The sequence below is a fragment of the Mesorhizobium sp. C277A genome (assembly GCF_040324395.1).
Lineage (GTDB): Bacteria > Pseudomonadota > Alphaproteobacteria > Rhizobiales > Rhizobiaceae > Mesorhizobium.
On sequence record NZ_JAMYVW010000002.1, the window covers coordinates 4,078,504 to 4,094,657 of the forward strand.

A 16,154-nucleotide genomic window follows, 5' to 3' on the forward strand; every position below is an offset into this window, starting at 1 on the left:
CATGAAGGCCCGGCCGCGAGCCGGCCCACGAGCCGGCAATGAGGGGGAGGAAACGCCCCCTCCCTTCCCCAGCGTATCTACCTTCCTCGGCCTCGCGGCAGTCATGATCGTGATCTGGCTGCTGGCCTATGGTCCGCCGCCCCTCTTTTCGGCATCCGGTCGGTCGGTGCCGGCCAACAGTTCAGATTCTGGAGCCATCAAATGAGCCAGTCCAAATCCGCGGTCATCATGGATGCCCGCATCCTGTGGCCGGCCATCGGCGGCGCCTTCAGGAAACTCGACCCCCGCACGCTGGTCAGGAACCCGGTGATGTTCGTCGTCGGCATCGTCTCGCTTCTTACCACGGTCCTGTTCGTCAAGGATCTCGTCACCGGCGGCGGCGATTTCGGCTTTACGCTGCAGATCATCATCTGGCTGTGGTTCACCGTGCTGTTCGCCAACTTCGCCGAGGCCGTCGCCGAAGGCCGCGGCAAGGCGCAGGCCGATTCGCTGCGCAAGGCGCGCACCGAAACCCAGGCCAAGCTGCTTGCCGGCGAAGACCGCTCCAGGTTCAAGCTGGTGCCCGGCACCAGCCTGAAGGTTGGCGACATCGTGCTGGTCGAAGCCGGCGACATCATCCCGTCCGACGGTGAAGTGATCGAAGGCGTGGCCTCGGTCAACGAGGCGGCAATCACCGGCGAGTCCGCACCCGTCATTCGCGAATCCGGCGGCGACCGTTCGGCGGTCACCGGCGGCACGCAGGTTTTGTCCGACTGGATTCGCGTGCGCATATCAGCCGCCTCCGGCCACACCTTCCTCGACCGCATGATCTCGCTGGTCGAGGGTGCCTCGCGCCAGAAGACGCCCAACGAGATCGCGCTCAACATCCTGCTCGTCGGCATGACGCTGATCTTCGTGCTGGCCACCGCCACGATCCCGAGCTTTGCCTCCTATTCCGGCGGCTATATCCCGGTGACAGTGCTGGTCGCGCTGTTCGTCACCTTGATCCCGACCACCATCGGCGCCCTGCTGTCGGCCATCGGCATTGCCGGCATGGACCGCCTGGTGCGCTTCAACGTGCTGGCCATGTCCGGCCGCGCCGTGGAAGCGGCGGGCGACGTCGATACGCTTTTGCTCGACAAGACCGGCACCATCACGCTCGGCAACCGCCAGGCCACCGAATTTCGGCCGGTCAAGGGTGTGACCGAGCAGGAACTGGCCGATGCGGCACAGCTTGCCTCGCTCGCCGACGAGACGCCCGAGGGACGCTCGATCGTCGTGCTGGCCAAGGAAAAATACGCCATCCGCGCCCGCGACATGGCGACATTGCACGCCAGTTTCGTGCCCTTCACCGCGCAGACCCGGATGAGCGGCGTCGACATCGACGGCTCGTCGGTGCGCAAGGGCGCCGTCGATTCGGTTCTCGCCTATGTCAGCCAGTCGACATCGGCCACCCATGGCGCGCGCCCCGGCAGCGACACCGTCAAGGATCTCCAGGCGATCGCCGACGAGATCGCCAAGGCCGGCGGCACGCCGCTGGCCGTCGAGCGTGACGGCCGCCTGCTCGGCGTCGTCCACCTCAAGGACATCGTCAAGGGTGGCATCCGCGAGCGCTTTGCCGAACTGCGCAAAATGGGCATCCGCACCGTGATGATCACCGGCGACAATCCGATGACTGCGGCGGCGATCGCAGCCGAAGCCGGCGTCGACGATTTCCTCGCCCAGGCCACGCCCGAGGACAAGCTGAAGCTGATCCGCGACGAACAGGCCAAGGGCAAGCTGGTCGCCATGTGCGGTGACGGCACCAACGACGCGCCGGCCTTGGCGCAGGCCGATGTCGGCGTCGCCATGAACACCGGCACGGTTGCCGCCCGCGAGGCCGGCAACATGATCGACCTCGATAGTGACCCGACCAAGCTGATCGAGATCGTCGAGATCGGCAAGGCGCTGCTGATGACGCGCGGTTCGCTGACGACCTTCTCGATCGCCAACGACGTCGCCAAATACTTCGCCATCATCCCGGCCATGTTTGCCGTCTTCTACGTTGCGCCGGGACATACAATCGGCCCCCTGCAAGCGCTCAACATCATGCACTTGGCGACGCCGCAGAGCGCCATCCTGTCGGCCATCATCTTCAACGCGCTGATCATCATCGCTCTGATCCCGCTGTCGCTGAAAGGCGTCAAATACCGCGCCATCGGCGCCGGCGCGCTGCTCAGCCGCAACCTCCTGGTCTACGGCCTCGGCGGCATCATCGTTCCCTTCGCCGGCATCAAGGCGATCGACATGATCGTCACCGGCCTCGGCCTCGCTTAAGGAAATACGTCCATGCTCACTCAGATAAGACCCGCTGTTATCATGATCGTCTTTTTCACCGTTTTGACCGGCCTGATCTATCCCCTGGGCATGACCGGCATCGCCCAGGCGCTGTTTCCGCACCAGGCCAATGGCAGCTTGATCGAGAAAAACGGCACGGTCATCGGCTCCGAACTGATCGGCCAGGGCTTTGCCGACGACAAGTATTTCCATGGCCGCCCCTCGGCTGCCGGCGACGGATACAACGCCGCAGCGTCCAGCGGCTCCAATCTCGGTCCAACCAACCCCAAGCTGATCGACCGCATCAAGGGCGATGTTGCAAAGCTGAAGGCGGAGAACCCGAACCAGCCGGTGCCGATGGATCTGGTGACGACGTCCGGCAGCGGCCTCGACCCCACCATCAGCCCGGACGCCGCCTATTTCCAGGTCGCTCGGGTGGCCAAGGCCAGGGGCTTCGACGAAGCCAAGGTCAAGGCGCTTGTCGACAGCCATGTCGAAGGCCTCGAACTCGGCTTCCTCGGCGAGCCGGTCGTCAATGTGCTGGCGCTCAACCTGGCACTGGACGATACCAAGCAGTGAGAGACAATCTCTGAAGCCAGGGGCCAGGGATCGACACGATCCTCGGCGCCGTTCATGATCGAGCCTGATGCCGGACGCCAGAAGCAACTATACCAGACCCTCTCCGGACGCGCTGCTCGAGCATGCGGAACGGGAAGAGCGCGGCCGCCTGCGGATATTTCTGGGTGCTGCACCCGGTGTCGGCAAGACCTACGAAATGCTGATGGCCGGCCGCGCCATGCTTGCCGACGGCATCGACGTGGTCATCGGCATCGTCGAAACCCACGGCCGCAAGGAAACCCTGGCGCTGGTCGAAGGCTACGAGGTCATCCCGCGCCAGAAGGTCGACTACAAGGACCGCGTGCTGAATGAGATGGACATCGACGCCATCCTCGCCCGCCGGCCGGCGCTGGTGCTCGTCGACGAACTCGCCCACACCAACGCACCCGGCAGCCGCCACCCCAAGCGCTATCTCGACGTCCAGGAAATCCTTGCGCGCGGCATCGACGTCTACACCACGCTCAATATCCAGCATGTCGAGAGCCTGAATGACGTCGTGGCACAGATCACCCGCGTCAGGGTGCGCGAAACGGTCCCGGACTCCATCATCGACCAGGCCGACGACATCGAGATCATCGACCTCACGCCCGACGACCTGATCAAGCGGCTGAAAGAGGGAAAGGTCTATTTCCCCAACACTGCCCAGCGCGCAGTCGAAAACTATTTCTCGCCGGGCAATCTGACCGCGCTTCGGGAATTGGCGCTGCGCCGCACCGCCCAGCGCGTCGACGAGCAGTTGCTCAACCACATGCAGTCGCACGCGATTCCCGGCCCTTGGGCGGCGGGCGAAAGGGTGCTCGTCTGCGTCGATGCGCGTCCGGGCGGAGCGTCTCGTGTCCGCTATGCGCGCCGGCTGGCCGACCGGCTGCGCGCACCGTGGACGGCGCTGCATGTCGACACGCCGCGTTCGGCCGCCATGTCGGAGGAAGACAAGGACCAGCTGGCCACGCTCTTGCGCCTGGCCGAGCAGCTCGGCGCCGAGGTGACGACCATTCCGGGCCAGAACGTCGCCCAGGACATCGTCCGCCACGCCACGGCCAACAACTTCACCCATATCGTCGTCGGCAGGCCGACCCGCTCGCGCTGGCGCGAACTGATCGAGGGTTCGCTCACCTACGATCTGATCCGCAATGCCGGCGATATCAGCGTCCATGTCATTTCAGGAACGGAGCGCGACAACGAGGCCACGTCGAGGGTCAAGGCGGCGGCCGAGCAGACGCCATTTCAAATCTGGCCTTATCTTTTCTCGACGGTCTATGTCGCCGGCGCGCTTGCCGTCAGCGCCGTCCTCGATCAGTTCCTCGACGTTCGCAACCTTGCCAGCGTGCTGCTGCTGGCGGTGCTGACATCGGCAGTGACCTTTGGCCTGTGGCCGGCGCTGTACGCCTGTTTCCTCAGCGCCATTGCCTTCAACTTCTTCTTTCTCGAGCCGCGCTACACGATGACGATCCGCGATCCGGAGAGCATCGTTGCCTTCGCCGTCTTCCTCGTCGTTGCCGTCATCGCTAGCAATCTGACGGCGCGTGTGCAGCGTCAGGCAGCCGCCGCCCGTTCACGCGCCCGGGCCACCGAGGACATCTACCTCTTTTCAAAGAAGCTCGCCGGCGCCGGCACGCTCGACGACGTTTTGTGGGCCACAGCCTTCCAGATCGCCTCGATGCTGAAGCTGCGCGTGGTGCTGCTTTTGCCGGAAGAAGGCACGATCACCGTCAAGGCCGGTTATCCCCCCGATGACACGCTGGCCGAGGCCGACATCGCGGCTGCACGCTGGGCTTGGGAACACAACCGGGCTGCCGGCCGTGGCGCCGATACCCTGCCCGGGGCAAAACGCCTCTACCTCCCCTTGCGCACCGCACGCACGGCCGTCGGCGTCGTCGGCCTCGACAATGACAAGCAAGGCCCGCTGCTGACGCCCGAGCAACAGCGCCTGCTCGACGCGCTGGCCGACCAGGCGGCGGTTGCCATCGAGCGCATCCAGCTGGTCGCCGATGTCGATCGCGCCAGGCTGGCGGCCGAGGCCGACCGCTTGCGCTCGGCACTGCTGACGTCGATCTCGCATGATCTGAAGACGCCGCTGGCGGCCATCATGGGCGCGGCCGGCACGCTCAGGGAATTTGCGCCGGCACTGCCCGAGAACGATCGGGCCGAGCTGCTGACCACCGTGCTCGACGAGTCCGAACGGCTGAACCGCTTCATCGCCAATCTGCTCGACATGACCAAGATTGAATCGGGCGCCATGGAACCGAATTTCGCCCTGCACTATGTCGGCGATGTCGTTGGCTCGGCCTTGCAGCGGGCACGCAAGATCACTGCCGGGCACAAGACCGAGATCGATATTCCGCCCGACCTGCCGATGCTGAAGCTCGATCCGGTGCTGTTCGAGCAGGTGCTGTTCAATCTGTTCGACAATGCCGCGAAATACGCGCCACCGGGATCGACAATCCGGCTGCAGGGCTGGGCCGACAATGGCTCCGTCGTGCTGCAGATCATGGATGAGGGACCGGGCATTCCGCCCGCCGACCTGGAGCGCGTCTTCGACAGCTTTTACCGGGTGCGCAAGCGCGATCAGGTCCAGGCCGGCACCGGGCTCGGCCTGTCGATCTGCCGGGGCTTCATCGAGGCGATGGGCGGCACTATCATGGCGGCGAACCGCAGCGATCGCCAAGGCGCGGTCTTCACCATCCGCATGCCGAAGCCGGCACGATCGCCCGGCCTGGACGAACGGAACGCGGACGGGCAAAACTCTGGTGATCCGGCATGACAAATTCCAACGTCAGCATACTGGTCGTCGACGACGAGCCGCCGATCCGCAAACTGCTGCGCGTCGGCCTCGGCAGCCAGGGTTATGCTGTCAGCGAAGCGCCCAACGCCAACGCTGCGATCGAACTCGTCGATGCACAAAAGCCGGATCTGATCCTGCTCGACCTCGGCCTGCCCGGCATGGGTGGCCTCGATCTCCTGCGCAAATGGCGCGACGACGGCCTCGACGTGCCCGTGGTCATCCTGTCCAGCCGCACCGACGAAGCCGGCATCGTCGCGGCGCTCGAACTCGGCGCTGACGACTACATCACCAAGCCGTTCGGCATGAACGAGCTGGTCGCCCGCATCCGCGTCGCGCTGCGCCACAAATTCCAGCAGCATGGCGAAAAGCCGGTGTTCCACACCGGCGATCTCAGCGTCGACCTGGTCAAGCGCATCGTCAAGGTCGAAGGCAAGGAGATAAAGCTCTCCCCCAAGGAATACGACATATTGCGTATTATGGTGCAGCATGCCGGCAAGGTGCTGACCCACCATTTCCTTCTGAAGCAGGTGTGGGGCGATTCGACCGACGTGCAGTATCTCAGGGTCTATGTCCGCCAGCTCCGGCAGAAGATCGAAAAGTCGCCCGACCAGCCGCGCTACATCACCACCGAAACCGGGGTGGGGTACCGGCTACGCGAGGTTGAGTGACCGCGCGCTTGCTGCTCAGTCGACCGACAATTCCGCCGTCCGTGCCAGTGCGCCGCCGAAGCCGTTGAGCGGGATGGTGAAACTCACCGCTTGACCGGTGTCGGCCGCGAAGGCGTCGATCTTCAGCGTGGTGGCTGCCTTGAGCAGCGGCGTGACGCTGGCATCGAACGCCACCGGCACCAGGCAGCCGACGGCCTGGCAGGTGTTGAACGGCAGGCTGCCTTCCAGCTTCTGGTCGTCGATGGTCAGGCTGACGCCTTTGGCGAGCGCCAGGCCGAACGGCAGCGCCAGCGTTCCGGTGGCATCCTCGCCGCTCTTGCTCGACAGCTCGATGGCCAGCAGGCGCTGGTTGGACTGCTTGTTGAACTGCTGATGCGACAGGCTGCAAACCTTGGCCGTGCCGGTTACCTGGCAATTGACCGTCCAGTCGCCATGTGTCTCGGACAGCGCCGAGGCGCCGCCAGGCAATGTCGGGCCGGCAGCAGGGGCGGGCGCTGCGGCGGCAGGCGCCGCCTTGTCGGTCTTGGTTTGCGCCGCGACTGCCACGGAGCCAAGAATACAGATGCTGCCCAGTAGCGCCGCGAAATATACTTGCCTGCTTTTCATCAATATGCTCCCGATTGTGCCTCGAGTCAGCCGCGATTGAGGCCGAGATCCGCGCCCGATAGAGCGGTCAATCGATCTTTTCTGTCAAGTGCGGCAGGCCGCATCCTCAGGGATTTCGCCAACCCGTGGCAGATCGGCCCATGGCAGACCCGCCCATGGCAGATCGAGACGAACGCCCTATATAGAGAGGAGGTTATATCTGTACGGGAATGAACTGATGTCGACGCTTCGCCTATCGACAGTTCTGATGTCGGCAATGCTGGCGGCGGCAACGCTCGCCGGCATCATGCAATCTGCTGCGGCTCAGTCCGTCAATCCCAGCGCCAACCGGCTGATCCAGCAGAACCAGCTGCAGCAATTGCGCAACAGCCTGCAGCGGCAGCAGTTCCAGCAACAGCAGCAGCAATATCGCGAGCAGGACCGTCGGATCGTGCCGCAGCCGCGCCCCGAAGTGCCCGTCGTCCGGCAAGCTTGTCCGATTCAGATCGTCAACAACCAGATTGTGCGTGTTTGCCGTTGATATCGGTCGCTTGCGATTTACTTAGTCGACTTATTTACTAAAAATGCCTCATTGCCTCGCGGGCATATCAGGGGTTTGCAGGCGGCGTGCGGCGGTGCGCCCGCCGACCGGATTTTCAGCACATGGCGACGACCAAGAAAAAGGCGGTACGCAAGGCAAGGCGAGGCGAACGCATTCGCCAAGTCGCCGCCATTCCCTTTCGCCTGGACGTTTCAGGCAATTTCGAAGTGATGCTGGTGACGTCGCGAGCGACGAAGCGGTTCATCGTGCCCAAGGGCTGGCCCATGAAAGGCAAGAGCGGGCGCAAGGCCGCCACCATCGAGGCGCGCGAAGAAGCCGGCGTGCTCGGCAAGACCCGCAAGGCGCCGGCCGGCAGCTATTCCTACTGGAAACGGCTGGAGCACAATTTCGTGCGCGTCGACGTCGTCGTCTATCTGTTGGAGGTGTCCGAGGAACTGGCCAACTGGCAGGAGGCCAAGAGCCGCCAGCGGGCATGGCTCAAGCCGCAGGACGCGGCGTTGCTCATCGATGAGCCGGATCTCTCGACGCTGATGGCCAACCTGGCGCCGCCTCAGCCGGCAGTGCCGGACCCGGCCTGACCAACCTCACTTGCCCTCGTCCCCTTCAGCGGGACCCTCATCCCCCTCAGCGGGAAATGGTCGCAGCGGCGTGCCCGTATAGGCCCACAGCCATTCGCGCGGCAGCGGCCCTTTGTTGCGCTCGCTTTGCTGCGACTGTTCCCATGCATGCGCCAGGATGCCCACCGAGCGCGAGAGCACGAACAGGCCGCGCGTCAACGGCGGCGGAAAGCCGAGCTCGCCATAGATGACGGCGGTGGCGCCGTCGATGTTGAGCGGTATTTTCTTGCCCTTGCGCCGTGCCACCTCTGCTTCGACGGCCTCGGCGATGTCGGCGAAGCGTCCGCTGACGACGCCGCGCGCGGCAAAATCGCGCGTCACTTCGATCAGGCGCGGCGCGCGCGGATCGACCGGGTGGAAGCGATGGCCAAATCCCGGCACATAGCCTTTCTCCTCGGCGAAGAAACGGTCGAGCCGTGCGGCTACGGCTTGGTCCAGCGCAACACCCTGGTCAAGTGCCACGGCAATGTCGCCATAGAAGGACAGCGCCTGTTCGCCGGCGCCGCCATGCACGTCACCCAGCACGTTGACGGCGGACGCCATGGCGCTGTTGATGCCGACGCCGCAGGTGATGGCCATGCGGGCAATGGCGATCGACGGCGCCTGCGGCCCGTGGTCGACGGCCGCCCCCAGCGCAATGCCGAGCAGCGCCGCCTGCTCCTCGCTCGGCAATTCGCCGCGCAGCATCAGCCAGATCGTGGCCGGAAAGCTGACGCGGCCGATCAGCTCCTGGATTTCATAGCCGCGCAGCCGGATGATGCCGGGGCTCATCTCGATGATGCCGGTCTGCCACCATTCCTCGCCGCGTTCGCGGCCGGTTTTTCTCTCGCTCACGCGCTTCTCCTGGCGCGCGGCGGCAGGGTGGAAAAAACCTCGTCCATATGCTCACCCAGCACCGGTGGCGGCAGGACCGGCAAGGGTGCCGCGCCATCGACCATGAAGCCGCCGCGCACCACGGTCAGCGGCTGCGCCATGCCGGGCAGACCCTGGAAACGCGTGGTCATGTCGCGCTCGACGACCTGACGCTCGCCAAGCACTTGGGGGATCGTCAGCACCCGGCCCGCCGGCACGCCGGCGCGGTTGAATTTTTCCTCCCAGGCTGCGGCCGAGGCGCTCGCCAAGGCCGTCTCGATCAGCACCTTCAGCACAGCGCGGTTCTGCTTGCGCGTCTCGCGCTCGGCAAAGCGCGGATCGTCGGCCAGTTCCGGCTGGCCGATCAGCCGGCAAAGCATGACGAACTGCTCCTGCTTGTTGGCGGCGATGTTGAGCAGGCCGTCGCCGGTGCGAAACGCGCCGGAGGGCGCAGCCGTCATGTTCTCATTGCCCATCGGCTGCGGCTCGACGCCGGCGGTCAGATAGTTGGACACCGGCCAGCCCAGCGCCGACAGCGTGCATTCGAGCATCGAGACATCGAGAAACGCGCCCTCGCCCGAGGTCTTCTGCTTGACCAGCGCCGCGGCGATTGCGAAGGCCCCGACCAGCCCGCCCAGCGTGTCGGCGACGGGATAGCCGACCCGCAAGGGTGCTGTCTCCGGCGTGCCGGTGATGCTCATGATACCGGACAGCCCCTGGATGATCTGGTCGTAGGCCGGATTGTCGCGCATCGGCCCGCTCTGGCCGAAACCGGATATGGCGCAATAGACGAGACCGGGGCGGACCGCTTTCAGCACCTCATAGCCGAGACCCAGCCGCCCCATCACGCCCGGTCGAAAATTCTCGACCAGCGCGTCGGCCGAGGCGACGAGATCGAGGAAGCGTTCGCGGTCGGCTTCGCTTTTGAGATCCAGCACCACCGATCGCTTGCCGGCATTCTGCGCCAGGAACGACGCGCCCATGCCGGCTTTGTTGAGCGCCGGCGAGGCGCCGAGCTGGCGCGCCAGATCGCCGCCTTGCGGCGTCTCGACCTTGATGACATCGGCGCCGAGCAGCGCCAGCTGATAGGCACAATAAGGGCCCGCCAGCACATTGGTCAGATCGAGGATGCGGATGCCGGCAAGCAGATCGGTCATGATGCTCCAGGTTGCTCAGGCATCGCCCGGCACATGCTCCGGTCCGCGACGGCGCCGGTGCTCGATGAAGGCCCAGATATGCGGCCCGGCTAGGCCGATGAAGGCGAGGATCAGCAGCACCAGCGACAGCTTGTGGGTGTAGAACACCGACCAGTCGCCGTTCGAGATCGTCATCGCCCGGCGGAACTGCGTTTCGGCGAGCGGCCCCAGGATCATGCCGATGATGACCGGCGCTGTCGGGAAATCGAAGCGCCGCATCAGGAAGCCGGCGGCCCCCAGGAGATAGAGGATGACGAGGTCGATCGGCGATTGCGAGATGCCGTAGGTGCCGACGGTGGCGAACACCAGGATGCCGGCATAGAGCTGCGGCGCCGGGATTTTCAACAGCCGTACCCACAGCCCGATCAGCGGAAGGTTGAGGACGACCAGGATGACGTTGGCGATGAACAGGCTGGCGATCAGGCCCCAGACCAGATCGCCCTGCGTCGTCAACAGCAGCGGTCCCGGATTGATGCCGTAGCTCTGGAAGGCCGACAGCATGATTGCGGCGGTCGCCGAGGTCGGCAGGCCAAGGGTGAGCATCGGCACCAGCACGCCGGCGGCAGACGCATTGTTGGCGGCTTCCGGTCCGGCAACGCCCTCGATGGCGCCGACCGTGCCGAACTCCTCCTTGTGCTTCGACAGCTTCTTTTCGATGGCATAGGACAGGAAGGTCGGGATCTCGGCGCCGCCGGCAGGCATGGCGCCGATCGGGAAGCCGATAAAAGCGCCGCGCAGCCATGGCTTCCACGATCGTCCCCATTCGGCCGCTGTCATGTAGAGCGATCCCTTGAGCGGCACGATCTCGTCCTTGCCGGCATAGCGGCGCGAGGCCATGTAGAGCGTCTCGCCGACGGCAAACAGGCCGACCGCGGCAATGATGACATCGACGCCATCGAGCAGTTCGTTCATGCCGAAGGTGAAGCGCGGCTGTCCCGTCTGCAGGTCGACGCCGATCATGCCGATGACGAAGCCGATGAACAGGCTGGTGAGGCCGCGCACGGAGGACGAGCCGAGCACCGCCGAAACCGTGATGAAGGCGAGCACCATCAGCGAGAAATATTCAGCCGGCCCGAAGGCCAGCGCGAACTTCACCACCACCGGCGCCAGGAAGGCGACGCCCATCGTGCCGATGGTGCCGGCGACGAAGGAGCCGATCGCCGAGGTCGCCAGTGCCGCGCCGCCGCGACCCGAGCGGGCCATCCTGTTGCCTTCCAGCGCGGTGACGATGGTGGCGCTTTCGCCCGGCGTGTTGAGCAGGATCGAGGTCGTCGAGCCGCCATACATGGCGCCGTAATAGATGCCGGCAAACAGGATGAAGGACGCCTCCGGCGCCACCTGGTAGGTGATCGGCAGCAGCAGCGCGATGGTCAGCGCCGGCCCGAGGCCGGGCAGCACGCCGATGGCCGTGCCGAGCGTGGTGCCGACCAGGCACCACAGCAGGTTCATCGGCGAGAAAGCGACGGAAAATCCGTGGGCGAGATGGCCGAGCGTCTCCATGGCGTCAGCCCCTCGCAGTGGCGATGATCGCGTCGATCACCGTGTTCAGCTGGTTTTCGATGAAGCCGGCGCCAATGTTGACGCCGAGCGCCCTGGCAAAGCCGAAATAGGCGGCAAGCGCCAGGATCAGGCCGGTCAGCGCATCGCGCAGCGTGTGCTTGCTGCCGAAGCCATAACAGACGAGCACGAACATGATGACCGAGGCGGCGGTGAAGCCGAGCGGCTGGATCAGCACCAGATTGGCGACCAGGCCGGCAACGACGATGCCCATGGCCTTCCAGTCGGTCGGCGTTTCCTTTTCCTCCTGCGGCTGCCAGCCGCCGCGCAGCGCGGCGACGATGAGCAGCAGCGAAAGCACGATCATGCCGGTCATGGTGATGTAGGGAAAGACGGTCGGCCCGACCTTGGAATAGAGCGGCGAAACCGGGATCGCCAGGGTCTGCCACGCCACGGCCGCAGCACAGGCGAGAAGCCCGATGCCGATCAACAATTCGGGCATGGCAAGGCGCGGGGGCGCCGGCTGCTGGTCGCTGGTGCTCATCGATGTCCTCCCGAGATGGCCGGCATCCTCCCGCCGGCCGCATCCGCAGTTTCACTCCCAGCGCATGATATGTCCATGCCGCAGGCGAATGTCGGAAGGGGCGGCCGTGGCCGCCCCTGAAGACATCAGGCGAGGCCGAGATCCTTGAGGATCGCGGTGATGCGGGCGGTGTCGTCGACGAGGAATTTCGCATAGTCGTCGCCGGTGAGCAGGATGGGCGTCCAGTTGCGGTTCTTGCATTCGGCTGCCCAGGCATCGCTCTTGGCCATGGTCTCGATCATCGTGACCATCGCCGCCTCATCGGCGTCGGAGACGCCTGGCGGTGCGAAGACGCCGCGCCAGTTGAACAGTTCGACGTCAATGCCGGCTTCCTTCATCGTCGGTGCGTCGATGCCGTCCTGGCGCTTGTCGGCGGAGATCGCCAACAGCCGAAGCGCGCCCGCCTTGACCTGCTCGGAGAACTCGCCGAAGCCAGAAATGCCGGCCGCCACCTGGTTGCCGAGCAGCGCCGACAGCGCCTCGCCGCCGCCGGCGAAAGGCACATAGGAGAGGTTGGTTGCCGGAACGCCGACCGTCTTGGCGATCAGCCCGAACAGGATGTGGTCGGAGCCGCCGGCCGAGCCGCCGGCCACGGGAACCTTGGTCGGATCCGCTTTGAGCGCGGCGACGAAATCGCCGGCCGTCTTGAACGGCGAATCCGCCGGCACCACCAGCGCCTCGAACTCGCCGGTGAGGCGGGCGATGGGCGTCACTTCGGAAAGGTTGTTGGCCGATTTGTTGGCGATGATGGCGCCGACCATGACCATGCCGGCCACCATCAGCGAATTGCCCTTGCCCTTCCACTGGCTGATGAACTGCGGCAGGCCGACAGTGCCGCCGGCGCCGCCGACATTGGTGATCTGCGAGCCGGAGATCAGTTTTTCACTGCGCAGCACCTGGTCGATGGTGCGCCCCGTCTGGTCCCAGCCGCCGCCGGGCGCGGCCGGCACGAAGATCTGGATCTGCGGTGCATCCTGAGCGAAAGCGGGCGTCAAATGCGTTGCGACGAATCCGGCAGCGCCTGCGGCCGCGGTGCTCATCAAAAATCTGCGTCTGTTCAGCATGGGATTCCTCCAAATCACGACACCTCCTCCGGTGCCTGCCAGAAACGTAGCCTGAAAACAGACCCGCTCGGCAAAAATTCATGCCGATTTCGGTACGTTCTGTCAACAGGAACGCTGTTCTACTAGACAGAACCATGGATGTGCGGCACAATCACTTCGGCCGGCCTTTGTCCGAGCAGGTAAACTGGAATGAAACTGTTCGTGAGATGACCGAAGCGCGATCCCAGCCGTTGCCGGCCGATGGCGTTGCCGCGCTCGACCGCGCGATCGCCATTCTCGACGCGTTCGCGACCGCCGACCGCTCGCTCAGCCTGGCCGAGATCGCGGCGCGCACCGGGCTCTACAAAAGCACCATTTTGAGGCTGGCGAACTCATTGCTGCGCGGGCAGTTGCTGGAGCGGCTCGACGATGGCCGCTACCGCATCGGACCCGCCACCTTCCGGCTCGGCGCGCTCTACCAGCGCTCCGTGGTGGCGGTCGACATCCTGCTGCCGATCATGCGCGATCTCGCCGAGCGCAGCTGGGAAAGCGTGGCGTTCTATGTCCGCTCGGGCGACGCCCGCACCTGTCTCTACCGCGTCGAATCCAAGCATCCTATCCGCTACACGATCCGGGAAGGCGACCTGCTGCCGTTGCTCACCGGCTCGGGCGGCCGCGTGCTGGCAGCGTTTTCAGGCCAGCCGGGCGAACCATACGAGACCATCCGCAAGGCCTGCCACTATCTGTCGATCGGCGACCGCGACCCTGAGACGGCGGGCGTCTCGGTGCCGGTGTTCGGACCGGGCCGCGTTCTGCTCGGCGCCTTGACGCTCGCCGGCCCGTCGACACGCGTCGATACGGCGTTCCTGCGCCGCATGACACCGGACCTGCTGGAGGCCGCCGCTCGCGCCACCCGCGCCTTCGGCGAGGATGCCTCGATGCTGGAGCAGGCAGCGCGCCTAGCCGGCGCTGAAACCGTGATCGGCCTCAGTTCGCCTTGACCAGCACCACGCGGCGGTTCTTGGCGCGGCCGGCTTCGTCGTCATTGCTGGCGACGGGCGCCATCATGCCGGCGCCGGCGGCGGTCAGCCGGCCGCCATCGATGCCGTATTTCGAGACCAGCGCCGCCTTCACCGACTGCGCCCGCCGCGACGACAGATCGATATTGTAGTCGAACGCGCCCTGGTTGTCGGTATGACCGACGACGATCACCGCCATGCCGGGCTCGTTGGTCAGAAGCGTCGAGATCTCCTTCAGCGTCGGTTCCGATTCCGGCTTGATGTCGGCCTTGTCGGTGTCGAAGAAGATGCCGTAGAGCGAGATGGAGCCGGTGGCCGACAGCGAATCCGCCATCTTGGCCGCTTCGACCACCACCATCTTCTTGTCGCGCGCCTTGGGCTCCAGCACCTGAACGACGGCAATGGTGCGGCCGTTGAGTTCCTTGCAGTAGAGGTCGTCGATCAGCGAATAGGCCTGAACCGTGACATAGGCGTCGCCGCCGTCCTGCGGCAGCTTGGCGGCGAAGAAGCGCTGGTCGTTGATACCGGTGGTTACCGCACAGGCGCCATTGGAAAAGGCCGCGTCCTGACGTCGCTTTCATGGAAGAAATACATCATCAGGCTCATGTCGCCGCCGCCACCGCTCGACGACCGGTCGGCGGCGCCGCCGCACTCTTCCTTCTTGCATTCGAACAGGACTTCGCCGCCGGCGGCCGCGATCACATCCTGGTAGTTGCGCAGCACTTCGAGCGGGGAGCGCTCGGCCGGCAGCACATAGGCGATGCGGGTCAGCGCGCCTTCGACCTCAGCCTTCTTGTCCGGCGCGAACACACGGTTGTTCATCGTGTCACGGGCCTCCGGATCGGCGCTCGGCTTCAGCGGCGACAGCGGCACTGTAAAATCGGTATAGGCGAATTTTTCGTAGGAGACGATGAACGACCCCTCGTAGCGCTTGGCCAGATGATTGTCGGCACCGCCCTCGATGTCGGCGGTCGGCACCGTCGCATCGGCGCCCGCCAGTTGCACGGCCGCCAGCAGCAGCAGCCCCGCCCAGAAAAGCTTCAGAAATATCGCATTGATCGCACGCATGGTCGGCTCCCCCAAAGAGCAATTCCAGGAAAAGTGTGAGCGGTTTTCCCACAGGAATTGCGTAGCTAGATTAGAATAGCCAACCCTGGCAGAACGTGGAAATTGCGTCGATGAAGCGCTTCACACCCGCCGTTCGAGCAGGATCGTCAGCCCGTCGTGATAGGTGGTTTCCAGGACCTTGGTGTAGCCGCACTTTGCCGCAACGTTCAACGAACCGGTGTTTTCCGGATCGATGATGCAGACGGTTCTCGCGCCGGCAAAGGTGTCGTCGCCCCAGGCCAGGGCCCTTCTGACGACTTCGCTGGCAAGACCCTTGCCATGCGCTTGCGGCGCCAGCGCCCAGCCGGCTTCCGGAATGCCCTCGAGCGACGGCTCGATGTCCCGCTTCAGATCGTGGAATCCGGCCTCGCCGATGAAGCGACCGCTGGCCTTGTCCTCGACCGCCCAGAAGCCGTAGCCGAGCAGCGACCACAGGCCGGCATGCCGCAGGAACCGCATCCAGCTTTCCTCCCGCGTCCGCGGCTTGCCGCCGATGAAACGGGTGGTGACGGGGTCGGCCCACATGACGGCATAGTCGTCGAAATCTTCGATCCGGTGCGCCCGCATGATGGTCCGTTCCGTTTCGAGAACCGGGACGCCGGCTGTTTTTGGACTGCCCATGAAACTCTGCCTCCGTTGACGGTCAGCGCTTAGCAAACCAGCGCGCCCGGACAAGGGCCAAGCCGGATCATCATTCAGCCAGGGAAGCTTCCGAACGGCCTGGCGCGAC

Annotated in this window: 16 protein-coding genes; 7 read left to right on the forward strand and 9 right to left on the reverse strand. The window is 64.9% G+C overall.

What is annotated here, in order from left to right:
- Positions 1 to 201 precede the first annotated feature (201 nt).
- The 4 genes from kdpB to NKK52_RS20100 all read left to right on the forward strand — a co-directional run bounded on the left by kdpB (position 202) and on the right by NKK52_RS20100 (position 6,363).
- Entirely contained in the window at positions 202 to 2,295 is a 2,094-nt protein-coding gene (gene kdpB / locus NKK52_RS20085; RefSeq protein WP_352518438.1) for a potassium-transporting ATPase subunit KdpB, read from the forward strand.
- Between the two features lie 12 nt (positions 2,296 to 2,307).
- Complete coding sequence (kdpC, locus tag NKK52_RS20090) at positions 2,308 to 2,874, forward strand: potassium-transporting ATPase subunit KdpC (RefSeq protein ID WP_023683093.1); 567 nt, start codon at positions 2,308 to 2,310, stop codon at positions 2,872 to 2,874.
- Positions 2,875 to 2,941: 67 nt separating this feature from the next.
- Complete coding sequence (locus NKK52_RS20095) at positions 2,942 to 5,674, forward strand: DUF4118 domain-containing protein (RefSeq protein ID WP_352518439.1); 2,733 nt, start codon at positions 2,942 to 2,944, stop codon at positions 5,672 to 5,674.
- The gene (locus NKK52_RS20100) at positions 5,671 to 6,363 is read left to right on the forward strand and encodes a response regulator transcription factor (protein ID WP_023683092.1); all 693 of its coding nucleotides are present in this window, start codon (positions 5,671 to 5,673) and stop codon (positions 6,361 to 6,363) included. Before NKK52_RS20095 ends, NKK52_RS20100 begins: the two co-directional genes overlap by 4 nt.
- Before the next feature lie 15 nt (positions 6,364 to 6,378).
- Here NKK52_RS20100 and NKK52_RS20105 read toward each other — a convergent pair whose 3' ends face one another.
- On the reverse strand, positions 6,379 to 6,969 hold the full coding sequence (locus NKK52_RS20105) for an invasion associated locus B family protein (protein ID WP_023683091.1): 591 nt from the start codon (positions 6,967 to 6,969) through the stop codon (positions 6,379 to 6,381).
- 247 nt (positions 6,970 to 7,216) lie between these two features.
- On the opposite strand from NKK52_RS20105, the gene NKK52_RS20110 reads away from it, so the two are divergent.
- Both NKK52_RS20110 and NKK52_RS20115 read left to right on the forward strand, forming a co-directional pair.
- The gene (locus tag NKK52_RS20110; protein ID WP_023669716.1) at positions 7,217 to 7,489 is read left to right on the forward strand and encodes a hypothetical protein; all 273 of its coding nucleotides are present in this window, start codon (positions 7,217 to 7,219) and stop codon (positions 7,487 to 7,489) included.
- A gap of 122 nt (positions 7,490 to 7,611) precedes the next feature.
- Positions 7,612 to 8,088 (forward strand): NUDIX hydrolase, encoded by a 477-nt coding sequence (locus NKK52_RS20115; protein WP_023669717.1) that lies wholly within the window; start codon positions 7,612 to 7,614, stop codon positions 8,086 to 8,088.
- 6 nt (positions 8,089 to 8,094) lie between these two features.
- Here the strand turns inward: NKK52_RS20115 and NKK52_RS20120 are convergent, their stop codons facing one another.
- The 5 genes from NKK52_RS20120 to NKK52_RS20140 all read right to left on the reverse strand — a co-directional run bounded on the left by NKK52_RS20120 (position 8,095) and on the right by NKK52_RS20140 (position 13,319).
- Positions 8,095 to 8,961, reverse strand: a complete 867-nt coding sequence (locus NKK52_RS20120; protein WP_031197621.1) for a citryl-CoA lyase — start codon at positions 8,959 to 8,961, stop codon at positions 8,095 to 8,097.
- Entirely contained in the window at positions 8,958 to 10,136 is a 1,179-nt protein-coding gene (locus NKK52_RS20125; protein WP_031192914.1) for a CaiB/BaiF CoA transferase family protein, read from the reverse strand. Before NKK52_RS20125 ends, NKK52_RS20120 begins: the two co-directional genes overlap by 4 nt.
- Positions 10,137 to 10,151: 15 nt before the next feature.
- Complete coding sequence (locus NKK52_RS20130) at positions 10,152 to 11,675, reverse strand: tripartite tricarboxylate transporter permease (RefSeq protein WP_023683088.1); 1,524 nt, start codon at positions 11,673 to 11,675, stop codon at positions 10,152 to 10,154.
- A gap of 4 nt (positions 11,676 to 11,679) precedes the next feature.
- On the reverse strand, positions 11,680 to 12,216 hold the full coding sequence (locus NKK52_RS20135; RefSeq protein ID WP_023683087.1) for a tripartite tricarboxylate transporter TctB family protein: 537 nt from the start codon (positions 12,214 to 12,216) through the stop codon (positions 11,680 to 11,682).
- Positions 12,217 to 12,341: 125 nt separating this feature from the next.
- On the reverse strand, positions 12,342 to 13,319 hold the full coding sequence (locus NKK52_RS20140) for a Bug family tripartite tricarboxylate transporter substrate binding protein (protein WP_023683086.1): 978 nt from the start codon (positions 13,317 to 13,319) through the stop codon (positions 12,342 to 12,344).
- A gap of 206 nt (positions 13,320 to 13,525) precedes the next feature.
- Between NKK52_RS20140 and NKK52_RS20145 the strand changes: the two genes are divergently transcribed.
- Positions 13,526 to 14,299 carry an IclR family transcriptional regulator gene (locus tag NKK52_RS20145; RefSeq protein ID WP_023683085.1) on the forward strand — a complete coding sequence of 258 codons (774 nt, stop codon included), beginning with the start codon at positions 13,526 to 13,528 and terminating at the stop codon, positions 14,297 to 14,299.
- Here NKK52_RS20145 and NKK52_RS20150 read toward each other — a convergent pair.
- The 3 genes from NKK52_RS20150 to NKK52_RS20160 form a co-directional block, all read right to left on the reverse strand.
- Entirely contained in the window at positions 14,286 to 14,705 is a 420-nt protein-coding gene (locus NKK52_RS20150; protein ID WP_050591966.1) for an OmpA family protein, read from the reverse strand. The genes NKK52_RS20145 and NKK52_RS20150 overlap by 14 nt on opposite strands.
- 143 nt (positions 14,706 to 14,848) lie before the next feature.
- Positions 14,849 to 15,385 (reverse strand): hypothetical protein, encoded by a 537-nt coding sequence (locus tag NKK52_RS20155; RefSeq protein WP_031203959.1) that lies wholly within the window; start codon positions 15,383 to 15,385, stop codon positions 14,849 to 14,851.
- A 120-nt stretch (positions 15,386 to 15,505) separates the two neighbouring features.
- Positions 15,506 to 16,045: a GNAT family N-acetyltransferase gene (locus tag NKK52_RS20160; RefSeq protein WP_023683084.1), complete on the reverse strand. Its 540-nt coding sequence runs from the start codon at positions 16,043 to 16,045 to the stop codon at positions 15,506 to 15,508.
- Positions 16,046 to 16,154: the final 109 nt, after the last annotated feature.